This is a genomic window from Pedobacter jamesrossensis, assembly GCF_042650905.1.
Taxonomy (GTDB): Bacteria; Bacteroidota; Bacteroidia; order Sphingobacteriales; family Sphingobacteriaceae; genus Pedobacter; species Pedobacter jamesrossensis.
In genome coordinates this window covers 1-20,269 of sequence record NZ_JBHSBY010000003.1, presented here as the reverse complement: position 1 = coordinate 20,269, position 20,269 = coordinate 1, and the positions used below count along the sequence as shown (strand labels likewise).

Below are 20,269 nucleotides of genomic sequence, written 5' to 3'. Positions count from 1 at the left end.
AGGGCATTTTCACAAAGATTATTATCAATCTGAAGGGCTCCGTCATATAGGTATGTGCTTAGTGCGTCCCATCTTGCATAGGCATAGGCCATTGCCTTCCCGATCTGGCTTTTTGGTAGGGTTGTCTTTATTTCCTCAAAGATCCATTTACCAAGCTCATTTATTATTGGCAATGATTCTTCCAGGCGTAGATCTTTGGCTGCATTAGCAGTCATACCATTTTCCCTAATCTTTCGCTCCACTGCATATAGCTTTTGGATCATGAGCAAAGCCTTTTCGGCTCTCGGCCTATCATTATCCAGGGCTCTTTCGAATTCACGGCGAGAATGCGCCCAACAGGCAAGGTGTGTGATATCTTTGCTGCGCGCATATTTCTGATAAACCACATACCCATCTGTCTGCAGATAGCCCTTGAAATTGCTTAGGATTGGTAAGGGCGCACTGCTCCCGCGGGTAGGACTGTAATCAAAGAGCACCGTACCATCCAAGGGAGAATGATATACCCAATAATACCCCTGGTGGCAAGCCCCCTTTTTATCACTATCCATTACCCTTATTGGGGTTTCGTCTACTTGCAGGTAGCCTTTTGTTTTGATATCGAAAACGAGCTGATGGTAGAGTGGTTCCAGCTTTTCGAGTGATTGCCTTGTCCAGCCCTCTATTGTGGAAGCGGCGATTTGAATATCTTCCCTGGCAAAGCGTTGTTTCTGCCGGTAGAGCGGGAGGTGGTCCATGTACTTGTCGGTAAGTATTGACGCCAATAGGCCTGCACCTGGNGCGATAGCAAGCGGCAAACAAGTACCGGGTTTGAGCAGACCAGCAAAAGGTATCAGGCAAAGAATTGCGCTACCTGCCCACTCAATGGTGCCTGCCACAAATCCCAGGGGAATAGGATTATAGAGATTAACGAGAATTTAAGGAGACATAAAGCAAAGGCATATCAGCTACTAAACAGTGAGAAGGGAATTGAGAAACGAAAGCAAAGGTGTCATGATGTTGAACCAGTCTTCGGAAATATTAAACAGAACCATGGGTTCCGCCGCTTCATGCTCCGCGGCAAGGAAAAAGTGGCAATAGAATGGGGATTATTGGCAATCGCACAAAATGTTAGAAGAAAAGCAGCCTAAAAGGGATTGCTTTTGCTGCTTTTANGGGCTCACATTCCAGTTCCTCGGTAATCTCTTTTCCAATGCACACCATTGCAGTAAGATCACCTTCCGGGTGTATCTCAATTTCTTCTACAGGGAGGTGTGATGGCAGTTTTGCGCGTCCGTGGTGGTTTGGGCGCTTGCGTACATATTCAATCTTTTGCTTAACCTCTTCTTGTTGTACCTCAAGAACCTGAAGCTCTGCGCCAAAGGGAAGCATGGCCTGGTTAGGATCTCCCTGGAAGCGTTCACGCTTCTGCCCAAACTGCATACGCTTGTACATAGCAATCTGTTCTTTTAGGTGATCTATCTCCTGGAGATGGCCGGAAATTGTTTGGCGATTGCCGGAAATGATCTTTAAAAGATCTTCTTTTGAGAGGTTTTCCAGTGCCGTTTCCATACCATAAAAATACAAAAAAGCCATGGCTTGGGCAAGTAAAAAGTGTGTTTTTATACTAATGAATACCGTTTTTTCNCAATGGTTAAATAAAATATTCTAGCCAGCAACAGACAGATAACACTCCAGATTTATTTAAACACAAAAAAAGCTGCCTCATTTATTTTGAGACAGCCTCCTTTTTTTGAGAGGTTTTCCAGTGCCGTTTCCATACCATAAAAATACAAAAAAGCCATGGCTTGGGCAAGTAAAAAGTGTGTTTTTATACTAATGAATACCGTTTTTTGGTTATACTCCTCACCACGTGTATACCTTCAACCATCAGAACAAGATCGCTCCAGGATATAAGATCACCATTTTTGGTGGGACGGCGAAAAGTACCGCTTTCAAGTCTTTTATAANCAATGGTTAAATAAAATATTCTAGCCAGCAACAGACAGATAACACTCCAGATTTATTTAAACACAAAAAAAGCTGCCTCATTTATTTTGAGACAGCCTCCTTTTTTGTTTTTAAAATGAATTTATATCTAATCCTTTTGAAAGAAATTCATAATTTGCTTTTTAATCTTATTGGAAACCTTTCTAAATACTCTATATTTTCCGCTTACTGGTTTAAATCCTGCCCATTTGGTTTGATTTAAATATTCAAAAAAGATAATTTTAAACTTCTCTTGAGATCTGTAAGTTTTAAATGTAGGCTTAATATCCAAATAATGAATGATGTAAGGGTCTTCATCATAAAATGTAGCAAACCAATTCCATTTTGGATTCAATTCTTCCCATTTATTGGCAAACACAACATTAAGTCCATACTGATCTACTAATACAACATGTTCGGCATAAGTTCTAAGTGTATCAATTACCTTTTTTGATATCTCTTGTTCTCTCCATTTGATAACATCTATAAGCATTATACCAGCATTAAAATACTTCGTATCAGCAGTTAATCCAAAATCCTTATAGTTAGGTATTCCTCCCCAGGCGCAGTCTACAGTTTTTCCCACATCTATTACAGCGCCAATGGTATGTCCGTTTAAATCCGTATTCCAAAGAAGAGAAATATCTTTTAATACAACCGTATCAACATCCAGATAAATCATTCGTTCTACATCAGCAGGTAATGCATATGGAGCAAAAAGTCTTAGATAGGTTGTTAATGGAAATGCCGATTTATCAACTGGAATACTAACCCCTTCAGGTATGATGGTTTTCTTTTCAAACCATTTCACTGTTATTTTATTGGGATTAACTGATTCTTCTATTTTACGTTTGTTCTGGCTTGAGATTCCATCATCAATTATATAAAAATCTACAAGCTCCTCAGTTAAGTGATTAAGTTCAATAGATTTAACTAAAGCACCAATTAATATTGCATAATGATTATCGCTGGCAACGACAATGGAGATGTTGTTTTTTTTCATTTTAAAAAAGTAATTTAATATCTCTCCACATTAGTGAAAGCACTTTTTATGGAATATTAGAGAGAGCGTAATTTTGCTTAAAAAATTAGAGAAAATAAAAATAACACAAATAATAATACGCTGTATAGAAAACATAAAATTATGTTAGTTTTCGCTCTTTTTTATACTTTGAAACCACTTAAGCGCTAGTTGATCCAAGCCTTTTTCCGTAAAATGAACGGCATCAGCTCTGTAATAAGCTAAATTTAATGAATCTGTATTGGGCCCTCTTTTAATATTTGGACCTTCGGCTATAAGTTCGTTTTGTGCATTGGTTATATCTTTATCAATGCCGTTTAAATTGTTATTGTTATATGGAAAATAACTTGAAATGGAGATGTAAAAAGGTGCATTGAACTTTCTATCCCTTACCATTTTGATAACAGCGCTTAATCTTGCTTTATATTCAGGAGTTGTTGTATTATCAACATTATCAGTCTCTCCCTGATCCCAAAATATATGTGTTAATTTTATATTATCTTTTTGAAGGTAATCCAATGTTGAAAGTAATTTTTCTTTACATTCTCCTTCTGACCAGCATTTAACAGATGTACCACCGATAGCGCATGGGACTATGATTACCTTTTTGTAAAGCCCACTATCTATCAGCATATCTCCAACTCTGGTCCAAACACTACTACCTCCACCATCCGGACCTAAAAGAGGTTCTTTCGCATGATAAAGTTTTCCTTTATAATAATTATACACTTCATTTTTAGAAACATAACTCCCATTTCCATAATTACCAGCATTCGATTGACCGAAGGCTAAAAAAATCATCACTTTATCTGATTTTACAATTTCTTCTTTATTTGGAATTTCTTTTCGGAAGTGTAGATAGGTTCTAATAAACTGAGCATTAATTAAATACTCTTTATTCCGATCTGCCAAAATACCTAACAAAATACAGCCAACTATAATAATTAGATATTTTACTTTGTTCTTCATAAAACTTTAATCTTTAAAATAATATATTATTAAGCTTTGTTAAATAAGGATCTACTGAACTCTTTAATAAATAGCAGGGATTCTTTGTAACCAATTACATAAACACTCCAGAAACTAAATTTAGAGAAATTATTTAATGGTCGATAAGCCATAACGATTGCCACTATTGTTGGAAACACCATTGCTACAGTTATCGAGTAAACTGATTTATATAATGCTAAACCAATAGCAATAGCGATAACATTTACGATTAACATAACCCAAATTTTATAGAAATTGATTTTAGGTAAATGAATAACATCTAAAGCTAAAGCAAAAAAACGATCGGCTGGCCATAGAAGTGAACATACTATCATTATTCGCAATAAGTTAGGTGCTTCAGTCGAAACATATTCTTTTCCTCCCATTACGTGAATTAAAGGTTCAGCAAAAATAAGTACGAATACTGCAATAGGTACCAATGCAACGCTTAGCATACCTACAAGTTTTTTTAAGGTATACATTAATTCAGGTTTTTCGCCATTATTATACTGAGCAGATAATATAGGCATTCCGCTCGCGGCAAAACTTAACAGTGGGATTTCGATAATTTGCAAAAACTTGCTACTTAAATTACATGTTGCCAAAGCAGCAGGACCTATTAGGAAATTAACTATAAATGTACTAGTTAAGCCAAATAGACTAGAACTGATATTAGTACCCATTGCATATTTCCCAAAGTGAAAAAGTTCTAGGATTGTTTCTTTATTCGCATATTTAATAGAAAGTACTTTTGTCCATCTAAAAATTAAAACACAAACACTGGATAACAGGTTGGAGCCTACGAATGTTAATAAAACAGAATTAAGGGTTACTTTGTGTAGCAAGGCAAGAACCAAAACTGCTACAGCAAACGAACCTTGATTTAGAACTCTTAAAACCAACAACCTATCAAATCTTTTATAAGATTGAACAACACAATTCGCCATAAATGATGGTAAGGTGATAACAGGTATTATAGAGAAATATTTAAGTGATATGACAGCACTTGCATCAGTAAAGTAATTAGCGAGAAAATACGTAGGTATATTAATAACAACAGCCAAGGCCGTTATCGCCAAGCCTAAGAACCATGCTGCACCGGCTACTTCCTCTGCTCTTTTACCTACAGTGCCAGAGTAAAATTTGATAAATGTAATCGTTAAAAAACCACCTCTTAAGGTATCCATTAATCCATTTATGGTTAAAACGAATATGTAAATACCAACATCAGTTAAAGAAAGTGTTCTGTACAAAATACCTAAACTAACCAATCCAATAACAGCCATAACACCATTTCCAAATAAGGATTGAAAATGTACGTTTTTATATATTGCAATTATTTTCTTAAAAAGGTTGGACATTGAAAGGTTTTTTTATTGTATCTATTAATAATTTTACTCAATAAACTAAATAGCACCAGCCATTAGTTGTTTAAAAGCATAATCGCAAGCTCTTGCAGTAAGGGCCATATAGGTTAGAGATGGGTTTTGACAAGCTGAAGAAGTCATACAACTTCCATCAGTTATAAAAACATTTTTAACGGCATGCATTTGATTAAATCCATTTAAAACAGATGTTTTAGGATCTAAACCCATTCTTGCTGTTCCCATTTCGTGGATTGTTGAACCGCCTGGCTTCGAATAATTAAATGCCTGTACATTAGAGAAACCAGAATCCACAAGCATTTTTTCACAAGTTCCCTTTATATCATCCATCATCTTATTCTCATTCTCTTTGAATGAAAAATCAATCTTAACCAATGGCATTCCCCATTTATCTTTCTGGGTTTCATCCAAAGTTATCTGATTTTCATAATATGGTAAACATTCTCCCCAACCAGCCATCCAAACTGTCCATGGGCCAGGTGTTGTTAGTGCATTCTTAAATTCTTTACCAAATCCTGGAGCTCCCATCCTATCCATCCATTCTTGTCTTTCTCCATGCCCTTGAATGTTGTAACCTCTGGTAAAACCTAAATTTTCATCTTTATCTAAATTTCGGTATCTCGGTATTAAAAAGCCACACGGTCTCCTGCCTTTGTAATATTTATCCTTTAATCCATCATAAACTCCATAAGCACCAGCAGATGAATGATGATCCATTAAATTATGACCTACTTGTCCGCTATCGTTCCCGAAGCCATTAGGAAAGCGCTTCGATTTTGAGTTGAGTAATAGCAAACTTGTGGCTACAGTAGATGCGTTTATAAAGATTATTTTAGAGTAGAATTCGATATGCTCATTGGTATTCGCATCAATAACCTTAACCCCTTTAGCTTTTTGAGTTTGTTCATTATATATAATTTCAGAAACAATAGAAAAAGGCCTTAGGGTTAAATTTCCTGTAATTTTAGCAGCAGGAATGGTTGAACTATTACTACTAAAATAACCACCAAATGGACAGCCTCTAGAACATAAATTACGATTTTGACAAGGTCCTCTATTATCCCATCCTCGTGTTAAATTTGCAACACGGGCAATCGTTAAAGTTCTTTTATCGTTATCTTTTATTGATTTTCTTAAATACTGCTCAACGCAATTAAGCTCCATAGGTGGTAAAAATTTACCATCAGGTAATTGAGGAAGTTCTTCATTCTGTCCGCTTACGCCTATAAACGACTCCACGTAATCATACCAGGACTTAATATCTTTATATCGAATTGGCCAATCGACACCATTACCATCTTTTTTATTGGCTTCGAAATCTAAATCGCTAAAGCGATAACATTGTCTTCCCCATAATAAAGAACGACCACCTACTTGGTAGCCTCTAAACCAATTAAATGGTTTTTCTTGGATATAGGGTTGATCTTTATCGCTAACATAGAAGTGTTTATTTGCCGGAGAATAAGCCTGACTTTGAATTGGATCTGTTTCGGCATCGGCATTGGTATTATTGTAGCCGTTTTTAAAATCCCAGGGATTTAAATTGGCGGTTGGGTAATCTGTAATGTGTTCTACATTTCTCCCTCTTTCAAGAAGCAAAGTTTTGAGTCCTTTTTTACATAACTCCATTGCTGCCCAGCCACCACTAATACCTGAGCCAATAACTATTGCATCATAAGTATTTTGATTTTCAATATTATTACTTTGCATATGTTATTTCGTTGCCCAAGATTTTTGGTTGTTTTTTAATGGAATACAAGCTTCGAAAGTTTGTGGTATATAATCATAAACCAAACCTTTTGTTGCGCCTAATTCTGATAAACAGTAGCCCTCGACAGTTAAACTCTTAAGCTTAGAGAAAAATGATTGTCCTAAAAATTTATTATTTATTTTATTAAGAATTTGAAAAGAATAAGTCCCTTTCTCCTCGAAATGTTTTAAAATATTAGTCCTTTCATTTGCATTGCATTGAACAAAAGACTTATCAAAAGAATCATTTGTGTAGGCTTCTAAATCCTGAAGACCATTTAAAAACTTATTTTGCTCTCGTTTTCCAGTACAATTTGTTAAAATATTAACAATATAACCACTAACTCCAGCTTCTTTCGCCCCAGGTGTGTTAGTAGATGGAATTATTGTTTCTGCCAGTTCATCGATGAGTGTTTTGTAAGACTGTAGTTCCGCGATATTGACTTCCTTATTCAAGGATATCCATTTATAAGCTGAAAATGAAGATACTCCAGCAACACTTAAAGCTAATATACCTTTTAAGGTGGTTCTTCTATTCATTATAACTGTGTCAATTTTCTAGGATTTCGATCTATCTGATATTCAAAACTCTTTTAACTCTTTTTAAAGTTCCTTTCCAAAGGCCTCCATCAATCTGAATCCTTCTGTCAGTTGTCCAAACTAAAGCTTTAATATTATTAACATAAAAAAGTTTACCAAAACCTTTATTTCTTAACTTAAGTGCAAGCCAACCATCTTCAATGGTTCCCGGAGGATGATTAAATCCTTCAACCTGCAAACCATGTTCTTTTCTAAAGGCAGAATTAAATCCGTAAACATTTACCGCCTCATCTTTTACCTTTTTATTATACCATCTCGAAAGCTGGGCAATATGCTCATAGAAAAAATAGGTTACTCGGCCAGTCGATCCGATCGGAATTAATGAGAAGCGGCCATAAGTTATTGCAACATCATCATTTTCGATCAACGGTTTAACCATTAGCTCAATCCAATCTTCAGGATAAATGGTATCCGCATCAGCATTTAAAATATATTTACCTCTTGCAGCGGCCATACCTGCATTTCGGGCAAATGCTATACCTTGTCTGCTCTCGCTAACAACTTCAACACCACACGCTTTTGCTAACGCTTCGGTATCATCTTTAGAGTTGTTATTTGAAACTACAATTTCTACTTTCCTATTTGTTTTGTTGGCACATAAAGAAGCTAACGCGGGCACAATACTTTCTGTTTCATTGTACGCAGGCATTACTACGCTAATATCTGGTTCTCCTTTATACAAATTTTTATAACTATCTGCAGCCATTTTGCACATTTCTTCTTTTGTTAAATGGCTTTTAATGTACTTGTTTATTGATGCAGGAATTTGAATTGGCCTCATTCTTTTTTTCTTATTTTTTGAGATGAATTTTATCAGAATTTAAATTCCTTCTTTCCACCTAATTATTTATTGTTTTTTCTTCTACGTAATGTTCTGTTGCAACAGATATTTTATTAGCTGCTTTCGCTTTCATAAGCGCCAATACTTGAAAATATATAAACTTTGGTATATCCATTAACGATTTATAGATCTTCTTATCTGCCTTAAAATAAGAAAGCGACTTCATAAAAACTACTACAAAACAGATTGCTAATATAGTAAACAACACTGCCATTTCAGGTATAAGAAAAACATTAACTGCAAAACAGAATACTGTAAGAAATAGTAAAATAAATAATGGTGGGCGGCAAAGCATAATACCAAACAAAAACTGATTCCAGTTAAAGTTAATTAAGCTGCTAAAAGTCATCCTTAAACCTAATTTAAAAAACTTAAACCAAGTATTGATCCATCTGGCACGTTGTTTTACCAGTTGATCAGATTTTGATGTCTTTTCATCTAAAACAATTGCTTGACTTGCAAAAGCAATCTTAAGTTTTCTGATAACGATTTCGTATTGAAGTATTTTGTCAAAGCCAGCTCCGCTACTATCAATATTTTTCAGACACTCAACATAAATATTGGTTGTAAAAGCCATACCCGATCCAGATAAAGAGGATGAAGAACCAGCATCGGTCAACAATTTCTTATCCACATATCTATAATAAATATCGTTAGCCGCATCCAGGCAAGCATAATTAGTATTTAAATTTTTAGCAGCTCTAACACCCTGAACTGCTTGATAACCTAAAGAAAAAACTTTGTTCATTTCTATTAAGTAATCAGCATGAACTAAATTATCACTATCAATAATTGTTAATCGTTCATGTGGTCGTTTGAAATTATTAATGGCGTAAAAGTGAGATTTTACGTTGCTGGCTAAAACTTCTTCAGGTCTTAACACTACAACCTTATCATCGTTAAAAATTAAAGTCGAAACATCGCAATTATCAGCAACGATATAAATAATGTAATTATTGTAATTAATGTTTAAGATTGATTTCACAACCTCGGGTATTAGCGTAACCTGCTGATAAGCGGTTACTATAATTGCATAATCAGGCTCGATAATCGAATCGTTTATCTGACTATTATCTTTCCTGGCCACAAAAAGTTGAACAATCCACAGAAATACCGGGAAAATTAAATTAATAATTACTACTGCTTCTAAAAGATGAAATAAAATCAACAACACGTACATATCTTCCTATAATCTTACTTATTATTAATCAATTTATCTATTTCTATGGTCATTGTCTTTACACTATTCTCCCAAGTATGGCTAAAGGCAAATTCCTTTCTCGCCGATTCGAGTTCTTTATTATGCTCAATAAAAGCTTTTTCTATAAGTGCAACATAGTCTTCTTTAGTATCTGCTAGATAAACAAAATCTTTAAAAACCTCCATTGTTTCTGTTCTTGTTGCAATAACTGGCTTACCTAAAGCTAAATATTCATCAATTTTTCTTGGGTAATTCCCTCTAGTTATGGCATTTACGGTTTGAGGATTAATACAAATATCAAATGCATTTATAAATAAAGGTAATTCATCTACTTCCCGTTGTCCGATAAATATTACGTTTTTAATATTATGCAATTCACTATTTATGAACGAGTCATCCTCCGGACCAACAAGAACTACGTTATAATATGGATATTGGTTTGCGATATGTTGAATAATTTCAATATTTAAACGCGATGTACTTAAAGCGCCAACGTAACCGATAATTTTCGTTTTAATATCTTTCAAAACTTCAGGTATGGCCGTACCTACATTTTTAAAAGATTCTATATCGCAACCTTGGCCTATATTAAATGATTTAGGATTGTACTTACGACAATATGCTGCAAGGTATTCTGAATTTGCAACACATAAGTCACTTTTAGCAATTAACTCCGGTTCAAGCGTTTCACCATGCTTTTTCCAGTAATCAACTCCGATCATGTAATCTCTGGAGTAATAAACACTTATAAATGGCTTTAAGTAATCTTGAAGATAAAATGCCTTAAACATCTCATTATCATTAAATAATACGACATTTTTAAATTTAAGGCTTTCAATAGCTTTTTGGATTGACTTCGAAAGCTTTTTATTATTCCTTTTATTTAACAATCTAAAAATAGAAGTAGAACTTATCCAGTTTATAGATTCAACAATACAATCAGGATAGTAATTCCAGAGGTTATCTTTAATGTTTACCAACCCATCTTCTTTATGTTTGATAACATTTATTCGCCTTTGAATTTTGGGCTCTTTTTTATTTTTTATTAAAGTAATACGGTCTAAAGGCGAATTGATATATAAAACACGGTTTGTTTTACTAAGTTCGAGTGCAATGTTTTTACAATTACTTCCAATTTCGGTATCCCAAGGCTGCTGACCAATTATAATAATGTCATTATCCATATTTAATACTTTTTCAAAAAGTAACTATAATTAAAGATATATTGTCTGTAAAGATACCTCATAACTTTAACCAAAGCATTATCGCTATTTCTCCAAAAGTCTCTCTTTACCGTGCTTGGTTCAGCAGAACTATTTACCTGATCAAAAACCGATTTAAAATCATTGAATAAATAGCCTTTGCCTTTATTCCTCAAAAAAGAAATCATCATATCAAACTCTATTTTATCAGAGTGTTTAGTTTCATTATACCGTCCAAATTTCTGCAAAAAAGAGCTTCTTCTTACATGTGGATGGTCGCTATATAAATGAAACTTATTCGTATCTGGCAACCAGGGGTTAAATATCATTTCTGAAAACCCATTTTTAAATGTTTTAGTTGTAGGATGTTTAAAATACGAATAGAATCTAACATAATCAGCAGTGAGATCTTCTTCTAAAATATTTAAACCATCCTTTAAAGGCTTTTCGAATCCAGGAAGCGGTACAAAATCTTCTTGTACATAAAGTGTATAAGGGCTTTTTACAGCATCCTGCCCTTTATTTAAATTATTACCTAAGCCCTTATTTTTAGGCGATTTAAGCAAAGTGAAATCGTATTTGTTTTTAAGATTTTCGATATACTCGATATGTTCAGGTTTACTGCCATCATCAGAAACTAAAATTTCGTTAAAAGTACAGTTGTAACTACTAAACGAGGCTAATAATCTTTCTAAAGAATGGCTTCTATTATAGTGTGTAATGAGTAAAGTTACATTATCAAAATGAGTTACTTTTTCTGTCATAATTTTATTCTTATAAAACCTTATCCCAAGTCAAAGTTTCTGCATTATATTTTTTCACAATTTTTGCAGGATTACCTACTGCAATACAGTAAGGTGGAACATCTTTAGTAACGACACTACCACCACCAATAACACTGTGTTTTCCAATATTTACACCAGCCGTAATTACGCTGTTTGCACCTATCCAAACATCATCTGCAATTGTAATTTGTTTTACATTTACCTTCTGAAATGCAGGAGGTATATTCACATCTTCGTATCCATGATTAAGACCCGATACTACAATGTTTTGTGCAAACATTACATTATCTCCGATGGATACTGGGCCAATAATTACATTTCCTAATCCAATAATAGTATTTGAACCTATTATTACATCGCCTACACCATTATTAATGGTAGAAAAATCTTCTATTATAGATTTCGCACCTAATTCAAAATTATTAAAAGGAAAAACATCAACCCTGGTCTTCCATCTAACAATCGAATTTTTACCTCTTTTATGCTTAAAAGGATTTAGAAAAATCCTTACCCATAATCTTGGTTTATGATCATTTTTAGGAATAAGCAATGACAACGCCATTTGCTTTAACTTTGGGTTTGATTTTATTTTTGAAATTATAGACATAAAATAATATTCATAACAATAAAACTTAGTCGTTTTCCTTATTTAATCCATTTACTATTCCAAGAATGAAACAAACTATGGCAGGTAATGCAAATATCTCTAATGGCATAATTTTTAATCTAATAATGTACTTCTTTCTAATTTCTCCAACCTTGGGCTTATAAAAATAAATACCCATGAAATGTAAATAACAATTGATGTAGGCATATTATTTATAACCTCGTTACCATAGCTACAGATCAGCACACCTGCGTAACCAGCTGTCAAGGCAATGATTTTTGTTTTTAACTGTGGATCCTCCAATCTCCATACAATAGCACAACACTTACCTAAAATAAACATCATGATAGATACCCAAATGGTTAAACCTACAACACCATACATCGCCCATAATTTAACAAAGTAACTATCGGGTTGAACGGTAGAAAGGTATTTATCAGAGTTATAGTTAACGCCATTGTAACCAATTACACCTAAGCCACCTCCAAATGGTCTTGTAGCCATATATTCCTTTAAGTTTCTTTGAGTTATAAACCTCACATTTAAAGAAGGATCTTCGGGGTTTAATGCTGTTCTTAACCTGTAAATCTGATAATTTCCATCACCAATATGGGTAAACTTTAGAATGCCAAGCGCAAAAACAGCAACAAAACCACCTAATATAACAACCTTATAATTTTTACTTAAAAATATAGCTAAAAATACACCTGCTACTAATGCAAATAATGCACCTCGTGTACCAGAGATAAGCATTCCATATAAATTTAAGCCTGCACAAACAAATAGCAAAATCTTCTTCCACTTCGTTTTAATGGGCCCTAATGCTAGTATTAGCGTCATTAATCCGATGTGAGCTTGCGATGCACCAAACTGCCCTGCACCCGTATAGAAGGAAAAAACTCTTAATCTACCCCAAAGCAAATGTGTACTTGCATTAGCGGTAACAAAGGCAGTTTCTCCTGGCGATAAACCAATAAAAAGTTGCTTCATTCCATTAAGTGACCCTAATGTAGAAACTCCAATTACCAGAATCAGGAATATATCGAGTGATCGGTTTGTTTTAAATATTAAAAAGCCAAGAATTACCAAAAACAACGGGTAAAAAGCAGTTGTTCTAATTTCTGCTACCCAGGCAATTGTGTTCGAACCAGGGTTTACAACTTCTAAAACACTTATTCCAAACCACAAAAGCATTAGAAAAACAAAACTATTGTTTATGTTATTCCAATCTTCTTTAGGCGTTTTAACAATAACACCTACTGTAAGCAAGAAAATAAAAACCTCGATAAAAATACCGAAAGGAAAGCCACCAAGCTCCCTACCCAGAACTATAAAGGTAAAACAATAAAAAATAAGCGTAAATAATAGGGTACTTCTCATATACGAATAAGAACAGCTTTAAAATTTCTAAACAACAGTATAAACAACAAATTAATTAGCTGTTATTATAGTTTTATTTAGAACCCAACCTAAAAATCCTGGCAGTTTTTTAATGTAATCAACAAATTCTTTATCATTATCAGCTAAAACTTTTCCATACTCGAATATGGCTATATTTTTTTCAGTAAACAGCAACCATTCTTTTGCAATGTTTATATCGTGCAAGCTATTTACATCAACAATAATGATATCAAATTCTTCTCTAAGTACATCGAAACCTGCTTTTAAACTTTTAATGCTCTGCATTTCAAGTAAAGATTCTCTAGCTGTACTTTTATTCATTATCGTAATCAAATCTTCAGTATGAATTTCCTTTTTAATCAGGAAAGTTTGAAAGTTCTGACTTGTTGCCAACGCTTTACTTTCTGCTTTTACTACAGGAAGTTCATCTGCAATTAATAAGACCTTTTTACCCGTCATTGCAAATGCATAAGCCAAGCTGTAGGCAATAAAGGTTTTGCCCTCTTCTGCCAATAAACTTGTTATACCTAAAATTTTACTGCTATCTGCATCCATCTTTTCGGTTATTTCAAACCTTAAAGACCTTAGCATATCTCGGTAAATTTCATAATTGGTATTGCCTGTTTTATCGTTCCAAATTTCTCTTATACTTCTTTCATTCCCATCAATTTTATTAAGAACACCAACGGTATTAGATTTTGTTGCATGTGCCAACTGTGAAGAGCTTTTAATCTTATGATCAAGCATAAACACGAAGAAGATGTAACCAAGGCAAACAAAAAATGAACCCATTCCAGAACCTGCTAAATAAAGTACTTTTTTAGATGGTTCTGGATTACCCGGTAAACCAACCTGCTCAATTTGCAGACGTAAACCCATAGCCTGATTGTTTCTAGATTGAGTATACTGGTCAAGAGCAGTCATGTATTCTTTAGTAGCTAAATCTGCTTCTCTTTCATAGTTCTGAATATCAGCATCATAAGGAACCATGCTACTGTATTTAGCTCTTAAACTTGCAAGTTCGTTATCAATAGATCTTATACTACTTTTAGCCGTTTGCTGCGCAATTTCTAATTGTGTTTTCTGGGCAGATAAAGTTTGTTTAGATGTACGTGGATCATAAACATTTTCATCAGAATTTTGATTGCTTTTAGATTGAATTATCCTGGTTAAAGAATCTACTTTCCTTTGATCTGAAGCTCTAAATCCATTTTCGATAAATGCATTATTTGCAGCTTCTCTTTCTCTCTTTAAACTAACAATCTCGCGGTTATCAGCTCTGCTGCTACCGTTTATATTTGGGTCGCTACCACTTAATTTACTTTGAATAGTATTAATGGCACCTTGAGTAGATTGAATCTGTCTTAAAGCATCTGCTCTTTGCCCTTCATATTGGGTAATTTGAGCATATACCGTTGCAGATTGCTCATTCAGGTTTAAAACACCTTTATTTCTTTTAAATGTAGATAATGAACCATTCTTAGCGTTCATCGCTATCTCTTTTTTCTTTAACACAGAATCTAATAAACCAATTGATTTATTTTGATTATTGCTCACATCAGAACTGTAATTAACAATAAATTCTGAAGCTAATGTGTTTACTAAATATGCAGAAAGATTAGGATTAGGTGAAGTGTATTCAATATTAATAAAATCACTATTATCTGAATGGCTAATGTCAATTTCTTTTTTCAACCCAGTTTCACCATAGCCCATAGATTCAACAATGTCATACAATTTGTATTTTCCATTGTTATCAGCCAGAGTTAATACTGATTTTGTTGCTAGTTTCTCTCTAAAAAGATTAATTACTTCTTGCTTTTGCTGTGCATTTAACGAGTCTATTTTATCGCTATATTTTCTGAAAGCAGATTTGGGTTGCTCTAAATCGTGTAATATTAAATTATATGAAAGTATATTGATGATTTTTTTCATCTTAAACTTCTCCATAATATTACTAAACTGCTGATTTATCTGAAAGAAATCGGTATTTTCATTAGAAATTACCTTTTTAGATGGGTCTAGCAAACCTGTAGAAATTTGAACTTCTGAGCTGTACTGCTTAGGCAAATTTTGAACCAAAAAGTAAGTGATTATTACAGCAATAATGGGTACTAAAATTAGCACCCATTTATATTTCTTAACCAGTTTTAAGAATGATTTTATATCCATATTTAAGTTTTAAAGGCTATTCCTTACTTCACATCAGATAACTTGGAGCCAATAATTTGTTCTAATAAATCTCTTGATTTTAAATAAACAGTTTCGGCTTGAATTTTTGCCTGCATCGAATTAAATTGATTTATTCTAGATTGATTGTAGGCATCTAAAGTAATTTCACCTTTTTCAAATCTATTTCTTAAACTTTCTGCAACACCTTTATTTTCCTGAGCCATCTGCGTGTTCAATTTCAATAAAGTAATTGTTTGAATGTAATCGTAATATCTTGTTCTAACTTCATTAGCTATTGTAAGATTATATTCTTCAGCCTGATATTCTAAAACTTTATACTCAAGTTTTGCTTTTTTTACCAAAAAAGGTTTTGCAAGAAGATTACCTAAACTAACGTTGATTCCGAACTGGAAACCATTTACGGTATATGGATTAAGAGGATTGATTACTGATCTATCTTCAGGTCTGTAAAAATATGAACCCGTAAACATATCAAGATAAGATAAGTTTGCTAATGGAATGGCCACTTTGCCACTTTCTTTCATGGCGTCGTACATTTTCTTTCTCGGAAAGTTTTGCTTCGCTAATTCAATATACTTGTCTAAATCAGCATATTTTATTTCAGGAATAATTGTTTCTTGAGCAGCAGCATTAAGGCTAAAAAATACTAAGAAACCAAGCGTAATTTTTTTTATAGTTTTCATTAATAATAGGGTGTTAATAGAGGTTTATTTTTTTAATAAATTTGAATTGAAACAAAAAACGTATAAATATACAATTAAACTTGTTCCTTTTGAATTCGTGAAGGAAAAGTTTTTAGAATTATTTTAAAATCTAAAGATATTGAGTAATTATCTACATAATAGTTATCCGATTCTTTACACTTTCTTCTGAGCTTTGTCAAGTTGGTCAGAAATGATTTTTTTTAGAAGTTGCCCAAAATAAACAATTTTAGTATTAACTATAAAGCGTTCAATTGCAGATGTAGTCATTTAATATTTCGATATTTAATCAGTTATTTGTCTTAAAGAGATGCCTATTAAAAATTAGGCTGTCAGATGTTCGATTTCCGATTTAAGAACAATTGGATTAAAAGGTTTTTCCAGATAGCTATCAACCTTAAATGAAAGAGATCTCACAATAGATTCTAAACTCTCGGTGCAAGAAAGTAATATAACAGGTGTGTTTCTGTAAAAGCCACTAATTTTTAGATTTTTAATAAATGAAGTTCCATCAAAGTAAGGCGTTCTTAAACCCGATATTATTAAACTTGGATCATTTCCTTCTGTTAACCACGACAATGCTTCAATCCCACTTTTTTTTATGGTTAAATTGTAATCAGCGGCTAATATAAAACTAAATAATTTTAGGATATTAAGGTCACTATCTACAATCAAAATACGTTTTTTATTTTCCTTCTTTATTCTCCTTCTAATTTCCATATTTGAGATGCGTTACTACTACCTATAACTTTGTAAATGCCATATCACAAAGAATGCAATTTTATTCTTAAACATGTTTTTGCTTTATTATTGCTAAACAGTGTAAAGTTCAACTTAAACGATAGCGAAACCAATAGCCCAATAGGGCTATATTAAAAAAAACACAAACACAATAAAATACTTATAATCAGCATATTAAATAAAAAAACAAAATTATAAAAAATTCAATTTAACAAATAATGTAAACCTAATTATACACTTATAAGCTCTTTTCCTTATTATTTAATGATTGATTCTTATACAGATACGAAGCATAAAATTATATCAATCACAGTACTTTTAATAGAATTTAAAGCAGTTCCGTAAAAACTTATTTAAAAGTGAACATCAAAAAAGTTGATTACACATTTAGCGCTACTAGGGAAAACAGGCTGGTTCCAGAGAGAAAGAAACATATCTGGCAACACCTTACAGCGAATTTATTTTTGTTAAGACATGGTAATAAACCCGATCTTTCCCAGCTAGACTACCTTGCAGAGTCCCATTTCAAAAATGGATAAATAATTAATGCTTGCCCTACAGCGAAAAATCCCCCAAGAGGAGAGCTATAAACATTAAATCTCGAAATATTAAAGATAATATCTGGTGGATATAAATTATACCACCTGAAAATCATCGGGTTAAGAATGAGCTGTAGCGTTTACTTTTTGGCTATCGTTTCTGCTGAAAACAATGAATTACATGTTGAAACTAAAAATTATTATACCTGTTGCGCTAATTGCATTAATAGGTTGCAGCCAAAAGGTGCACCACTCAAATACGGATAGTGGATCAAAAAATCCGAGCGATTCCCTTTATATCGTAATGACTACAAAAAGTATTATCCATAAAGGAGAAAAGGTCAACCTGAAATTTGTCGTGCACAACAACCACTCCAACGGCAGATCTTTCTGTAAATGGCATACACCTTTTGAACCTCTAATGAGCAAATACCTGGATATTAAAGATGAAGATGGAAATGAAGTTGCCTACGAGGGGCCAATGGCAAAAAGGATTATGCCGCCATCAGCAGATAGCTATCTGGTCGTAAACCCCAGAGATACGATCACCTCCAATGTAGACCTGTTGAAAACATACCGCCTGGAAGCTGGAAAAAAATATACGGTTTCTTATAATTCCAGTGGCGTAAGCGGGTTAAAAGCGACCAATACAGCTACCTTTATTTTCGAAAATCAATAACCATAAGGCTCTTAGATACCCGATAACATTCCTCCAAGATTAATCCCTACATAAACGAAATCAAGGTAGATGAGATGAATTAAATTATCTAGGGGCCTTTTACACTTCCCTGAGCAATGTTCGATAAAATCTGCTGGTCAGGTGTTTTTATTATCCAGAAATACCTGTTAACACCTGCCCTAATCCAGATAATATAATTAGCTTCTAGTCGGGATCCATAATAGCAGGCTTCATCAAAAACAATGACTCAAAAGGCCATTTTCAAACAGGTGTTGAAATTTTGATAAATAGTGTACAATCAACAGTTGAACCGAAATTATACTCTTGATCAGGGATTTTTTATTCCAAAATCATGCTGACCCACAAGGGATATCCTACCGAAAGATAACTGAGAGCATAGTGGGCTCGTTCAACAGTTATCCATTAATCGGATAGATTATTTCTCGAAATCAATCTTTTTTAATATAATATTCAACAGCAACTGGTTTTTAAAATAACGCCCTTTCCCATAAAATAAACCGTAGCGGTCAAAACAGTACTTTATGGCTACTCGTCTGTATCTGAAGGTGACTGTTCCCCGGACATCTATTTTATCCTCTCCATTACTAAGAATAAAGTGTTTTGTAGTTTCTTCAAGCAGCGCTAAATCAGAGCTGCTGGTTATAGAATGTCTGGCCGTTGTGGTTGTGAACATCTTTTCAAACTGCGAACACTCCACCGCAACCAAGGTCTGCGTCGCTAGGTCTGTAGACTCAACTTTAACAGATACCAGCTTAGATTTTTGGGAAAATGAATTTAGGGCGCTAAATAACAAAGCAGCAAGCAGCAATGTATAACTTATAATTTTCATAACAATACTAGTGATTTCGAAGAAACTTCCCTTGTAAGTGGTAGGGAAGTGCACAAATATAGGCTACAATTCTTAAGCGAAGCCATAAAATCTGCAATTCACCATAAAAGGTTAATATAAGGATGTTTTGGTCAAAACCGATCTATGGGTCGAGACATGAAAATCTCACGCCTTTTTATTGATATCTCACACTTAAGCCATAAAAAAGTCGATATGTCAGCAAGGAAAATCTCATCAAAAGAATTAAAATACTGAAATACAGATAATTGAACTTCGCATGCGTTTTGCCGATTATCGTAGATAACAGAACCTGATTTATACGGCATTACAGTGTGTAATTTGTAAATGAAAAGAAAAAAGATAACAAAAGGATCTGCAGCAGATCATCTTGCCAACGAAAGGACATTTCTGGCATGGATCCGTACTGCTATTGGCATCATAGGACTGGGATTTGTAGTTGAGAAATCTTCCAATTTTTTGAACCAGATAAATGGGGTATTGGGTCCATCGAAATCAATAATACCCGAAGAGCGTTCATATGTTATCGGTGTCCTGCTTGTGGTGCTTGGCTCGATAACCATTATTTTGGCTATGATACACTATCACAGGACAGAAAAAATGCTTGAAAGAGGTTTGTATGATAATTCAACATTGTTGATAAAAACAACAGCCACGCTGATACTTGTTTTTTCCCTATTATTGGCAAGTTATCTTGTGATTATTCCGAACAAAGTACACCACATTCCGAGGCATAGTGCACCAGTTTGGTTCTGGCTTTAGCACTAACTTTTAACCATATCACTTTTGGACAAAGCGATA

Annotated in this window: 17 protein-coding genes and 3 pseudogenes; 3 read left to right on the top strand and 17 right to left on the bottom strand. The window is 33.8% G+C overall.

The annotated features are described in order from the left end of the window. Positions 1-776: pseudogene (gene tnpC, locus ACFOUY_RS00145) on the bottom strand (IS66 family transposase); the annotation flags it as partial. Positions 777-779: 3 nt separating this feature from the next. Here tnpC and ACFOUY_RS00140 point away from each other — a divergent pair. Next, positions 780-1,127, top strand: a pseudogene (locus tag ACFOUY_RS00140) (transposase); the annotation flags it as partial. A 19-nt stretch (positions 1,128-1,146) separates the two neighbouring features. On the opposite strand, the pseudogene ACFOUY_RS21625 reads toward ACFOUY_RS00140, so the two are convergent. The 15 genes and pseudogenes from ACFOUY_RS21625 to ACFOUY_RS00065 form a co-directional block, all read right to left on the bottom strand. Continuing rightward, positions 1,147-1,443, bottom strand: a pseudogene (locus ACFOUY_RS21625) (transposase domain-containing protein); the annotation flags it as partial. A 631-nt stretch (positions 1,444-2,074) separates the two neighbouring features. Next, the gene (locus ACFOUY_RS00130; protein WP_378958416.1) at positions 2,075-2,968 is read right to left on the bottom strand and encodes a glycosyltransferase family 8 protein; all 894 of its coding nucleotides are present in this window, start codon (positions 2,966-2,968) and stop codon (positions 2,075-2,077) included. Between the two features lie 144 nt (positions 2,969-3,112). Further along, the gene (locus tag ACFOUY_RS00125; protein WP_378958415.1) at positions 3,113-3,955 is read right to left on the bottom strand and encodes a sialate O-acetylesterase; all 843 of its coding nucleotides are present in this window, start codon (positions 3,953-3,955) and stop codon (positions 3,113-3,115) included. Positions 3,956-3,984: 29 nt separating this feature from the next. After that, a complete protein-coding gene (locus ACFOUY_RS00120) occupies positions 3,985-5,337 on the bottom strand; it encodes a lipopolysaccharide biosynthesis protein (protein ID WP_378958414.1) in 1,353 nt (450 codons plus the stop codon). Positions 5,338-5,382: 45 nt separating this feature from the next. Further along, on the bottom strand, positions 5,383-7,071 hold the full coding sequence (locus ACFOUY_RS00115; RefSeq protein WP_378958413.1) for a GMC oxidoreductase: 1,689 nt from the start codon (positions 7,069-7,071) through the stop codon (positions 5,383-5,385). 3 nt (positions 7,072-7,074) lie between these two features. Next, positions 7,075-7,650 carry a gluconate 2-dehydrogenase subunit 3 family protein gene (locus ACFOUY_RS00110; RefSeq protein ID WP_378958412.1) on the bottom strand — a complete coding sequence of 192 codons (576 nt, stop codon included), beginning with the start codon at positions 7,648-7,650 and terminating at the stop codon, positions 7,075-7,077. A 31-nt stretch (positions 7,651-7,681) separates the two neighbouring features. Beyond that, positions 7,682-8,491 (bottom strand): glycosyltransferase, encoded by an 810-nt coding sequence (locus tag ACFOUY_RS00105; protein ID WP_378958411.1) that lies wholly within the window; start codon positions 8,489-8,491, stop codon positions 7,682-7,684. 58 nt (positions 8,492-8,549) lie between these two features. Further along, positions 8,550-9,731: a glycosyltransferase gene (locus tag ACFOUY_RS00100; protein ID WP_378958410.1), complete on the bottom strand. Its 1,182-nt coding sequence runs from the start codon at positions 9,729-9,731 to the stop codon at positions 8,550-8,552. 14 nt (positions 9,732-9,745) lie between these two features. Then, positions 9,746-10,936 (bottom strand): glycosyltransferase, encoded by a 1,191-nt coding sequence (locus ACFOUY_RS00095; RefSeq protein ID WP_378958409.1) that lies wholly within the window; start codon positions 10,934-10,936, stop codon positions 9,746-9,748. Between the two features lie 2 nt (positions 10,937-10,938). After that, a complete protein-coding gene (locus tag ACFOUY_RS00090) occupies positions 10,939-11,718 on the bottom strand; it encodes a glycosyltransferase (protein WP_378958408.1) in 780 nt (259 codons plus the stop codon). 10 nt (positions 11,719-11,728) lie between these two features. After that, positions 11,729-12,346, bottom strand: a complete 618-nt coding sequence (locus tag ACFOUY_RS00085; protein ID WP_378958407.1) for an acyltransferase — start codon at positions 12,344-12,346, stop codon at positions 11,729-11,731. 114 nt (positions 12,347-12,460) lie between these two features. After that, positions 12,461-13,726, bottom strand: coding sequence for an O-antigen ligase family protein (locus ACFOUY_RS00080; RefSeq protein WP_378958406.1), 1,266 nt, complete (start codon positions 13,724-13,726; stop codon positions 12,461-12,463). Between the two features lie 51 nt (positions 13,727-13,777). Further along, positions 13,778-15,919: an exopolysaccharide transport family protein gene (locus tag ACFOUY_RS00075; RefSeq protein WP_378958405.1), complete on the bottom strand. Its 2,142-nt coding sequence runs from the start codon at positions 15,917-15,919 to the stop codon at positions 13,778-13,780. A 23-nt stretch (positions 15,920-15,942) separates the two neighbouring features. Then, on the bottom strand, positions 15,943-16,623 hold the full coding sequence (locus ACFOUY_RS00070) for a TolC family protein (protein ID WP_378958404.1): 681 nt from the start codon (positions 16,621-16,623) through the stop codon (positions 15,943-15,945). Positions 16,624-16,965: 342 nt separating this feature from the next. After that, the gene (locus ACFOUY_RS00065; protein WP_378958403.1) at positions 16,966-17,361 is read right to left on the bottom strand and encodes a response regulator; all 396 of its coding nucleotides are present in this window, start codon (positions 17,359-17,361) and stop codon (positions 16,966-16,968) included. A 741-nt stretch (positions 17,362-18,102) separates the two neighbouring features. Here ACFOUY_RS00065 and ACFOUY_RS00055 point away from each other — a divergent pair. Continuing rightward, positions 18,103-18,600 carry a protease gene (locus ACFOUY_RS00055; protein ID WP_452430332.1) on the top strand — a complete coding sequence of 166 codons (498 nt, stop codon included), beginning with the start codon at positions 18,103-18,105 and terminating at the stop codon, positions 18,598-18,600. A 436-nt stretch (positions 18,601-19,036) separates the two neighbouring features. Here the strand turns inward: ACFOUY_RS00055 and ACFOUY_RS00050 are convergent, their stop codons facing one another. After that, positions 19,037-19,450, bottom strand: coding sequence for a hypothetical protein (locus ACFOUY_RS00050; RefSeq protein ID WP_378958398.1), 414 nt, complete (start codon positions 19,448-19,450; stop codon positions 19,037-19,039). Between the two features lie 345 nt (positions 19,451-19,795). Between ACFOUY_RS00050 and ACFOUY_RS00045 the strand changes: the two genes are divergently transcribed. After that, positions 19,796-20,230, top strand: a complete 435-nt coding sequence (locus ACFOUY_RS00045) for a YidH family protein (RefSeq protein WP_378958396.1) — start codon at positions 19,796-19,798, stop codon at positions 20,228-20,230. Positions 20,231-20,269: the final 39 nt, after the last annotated feature.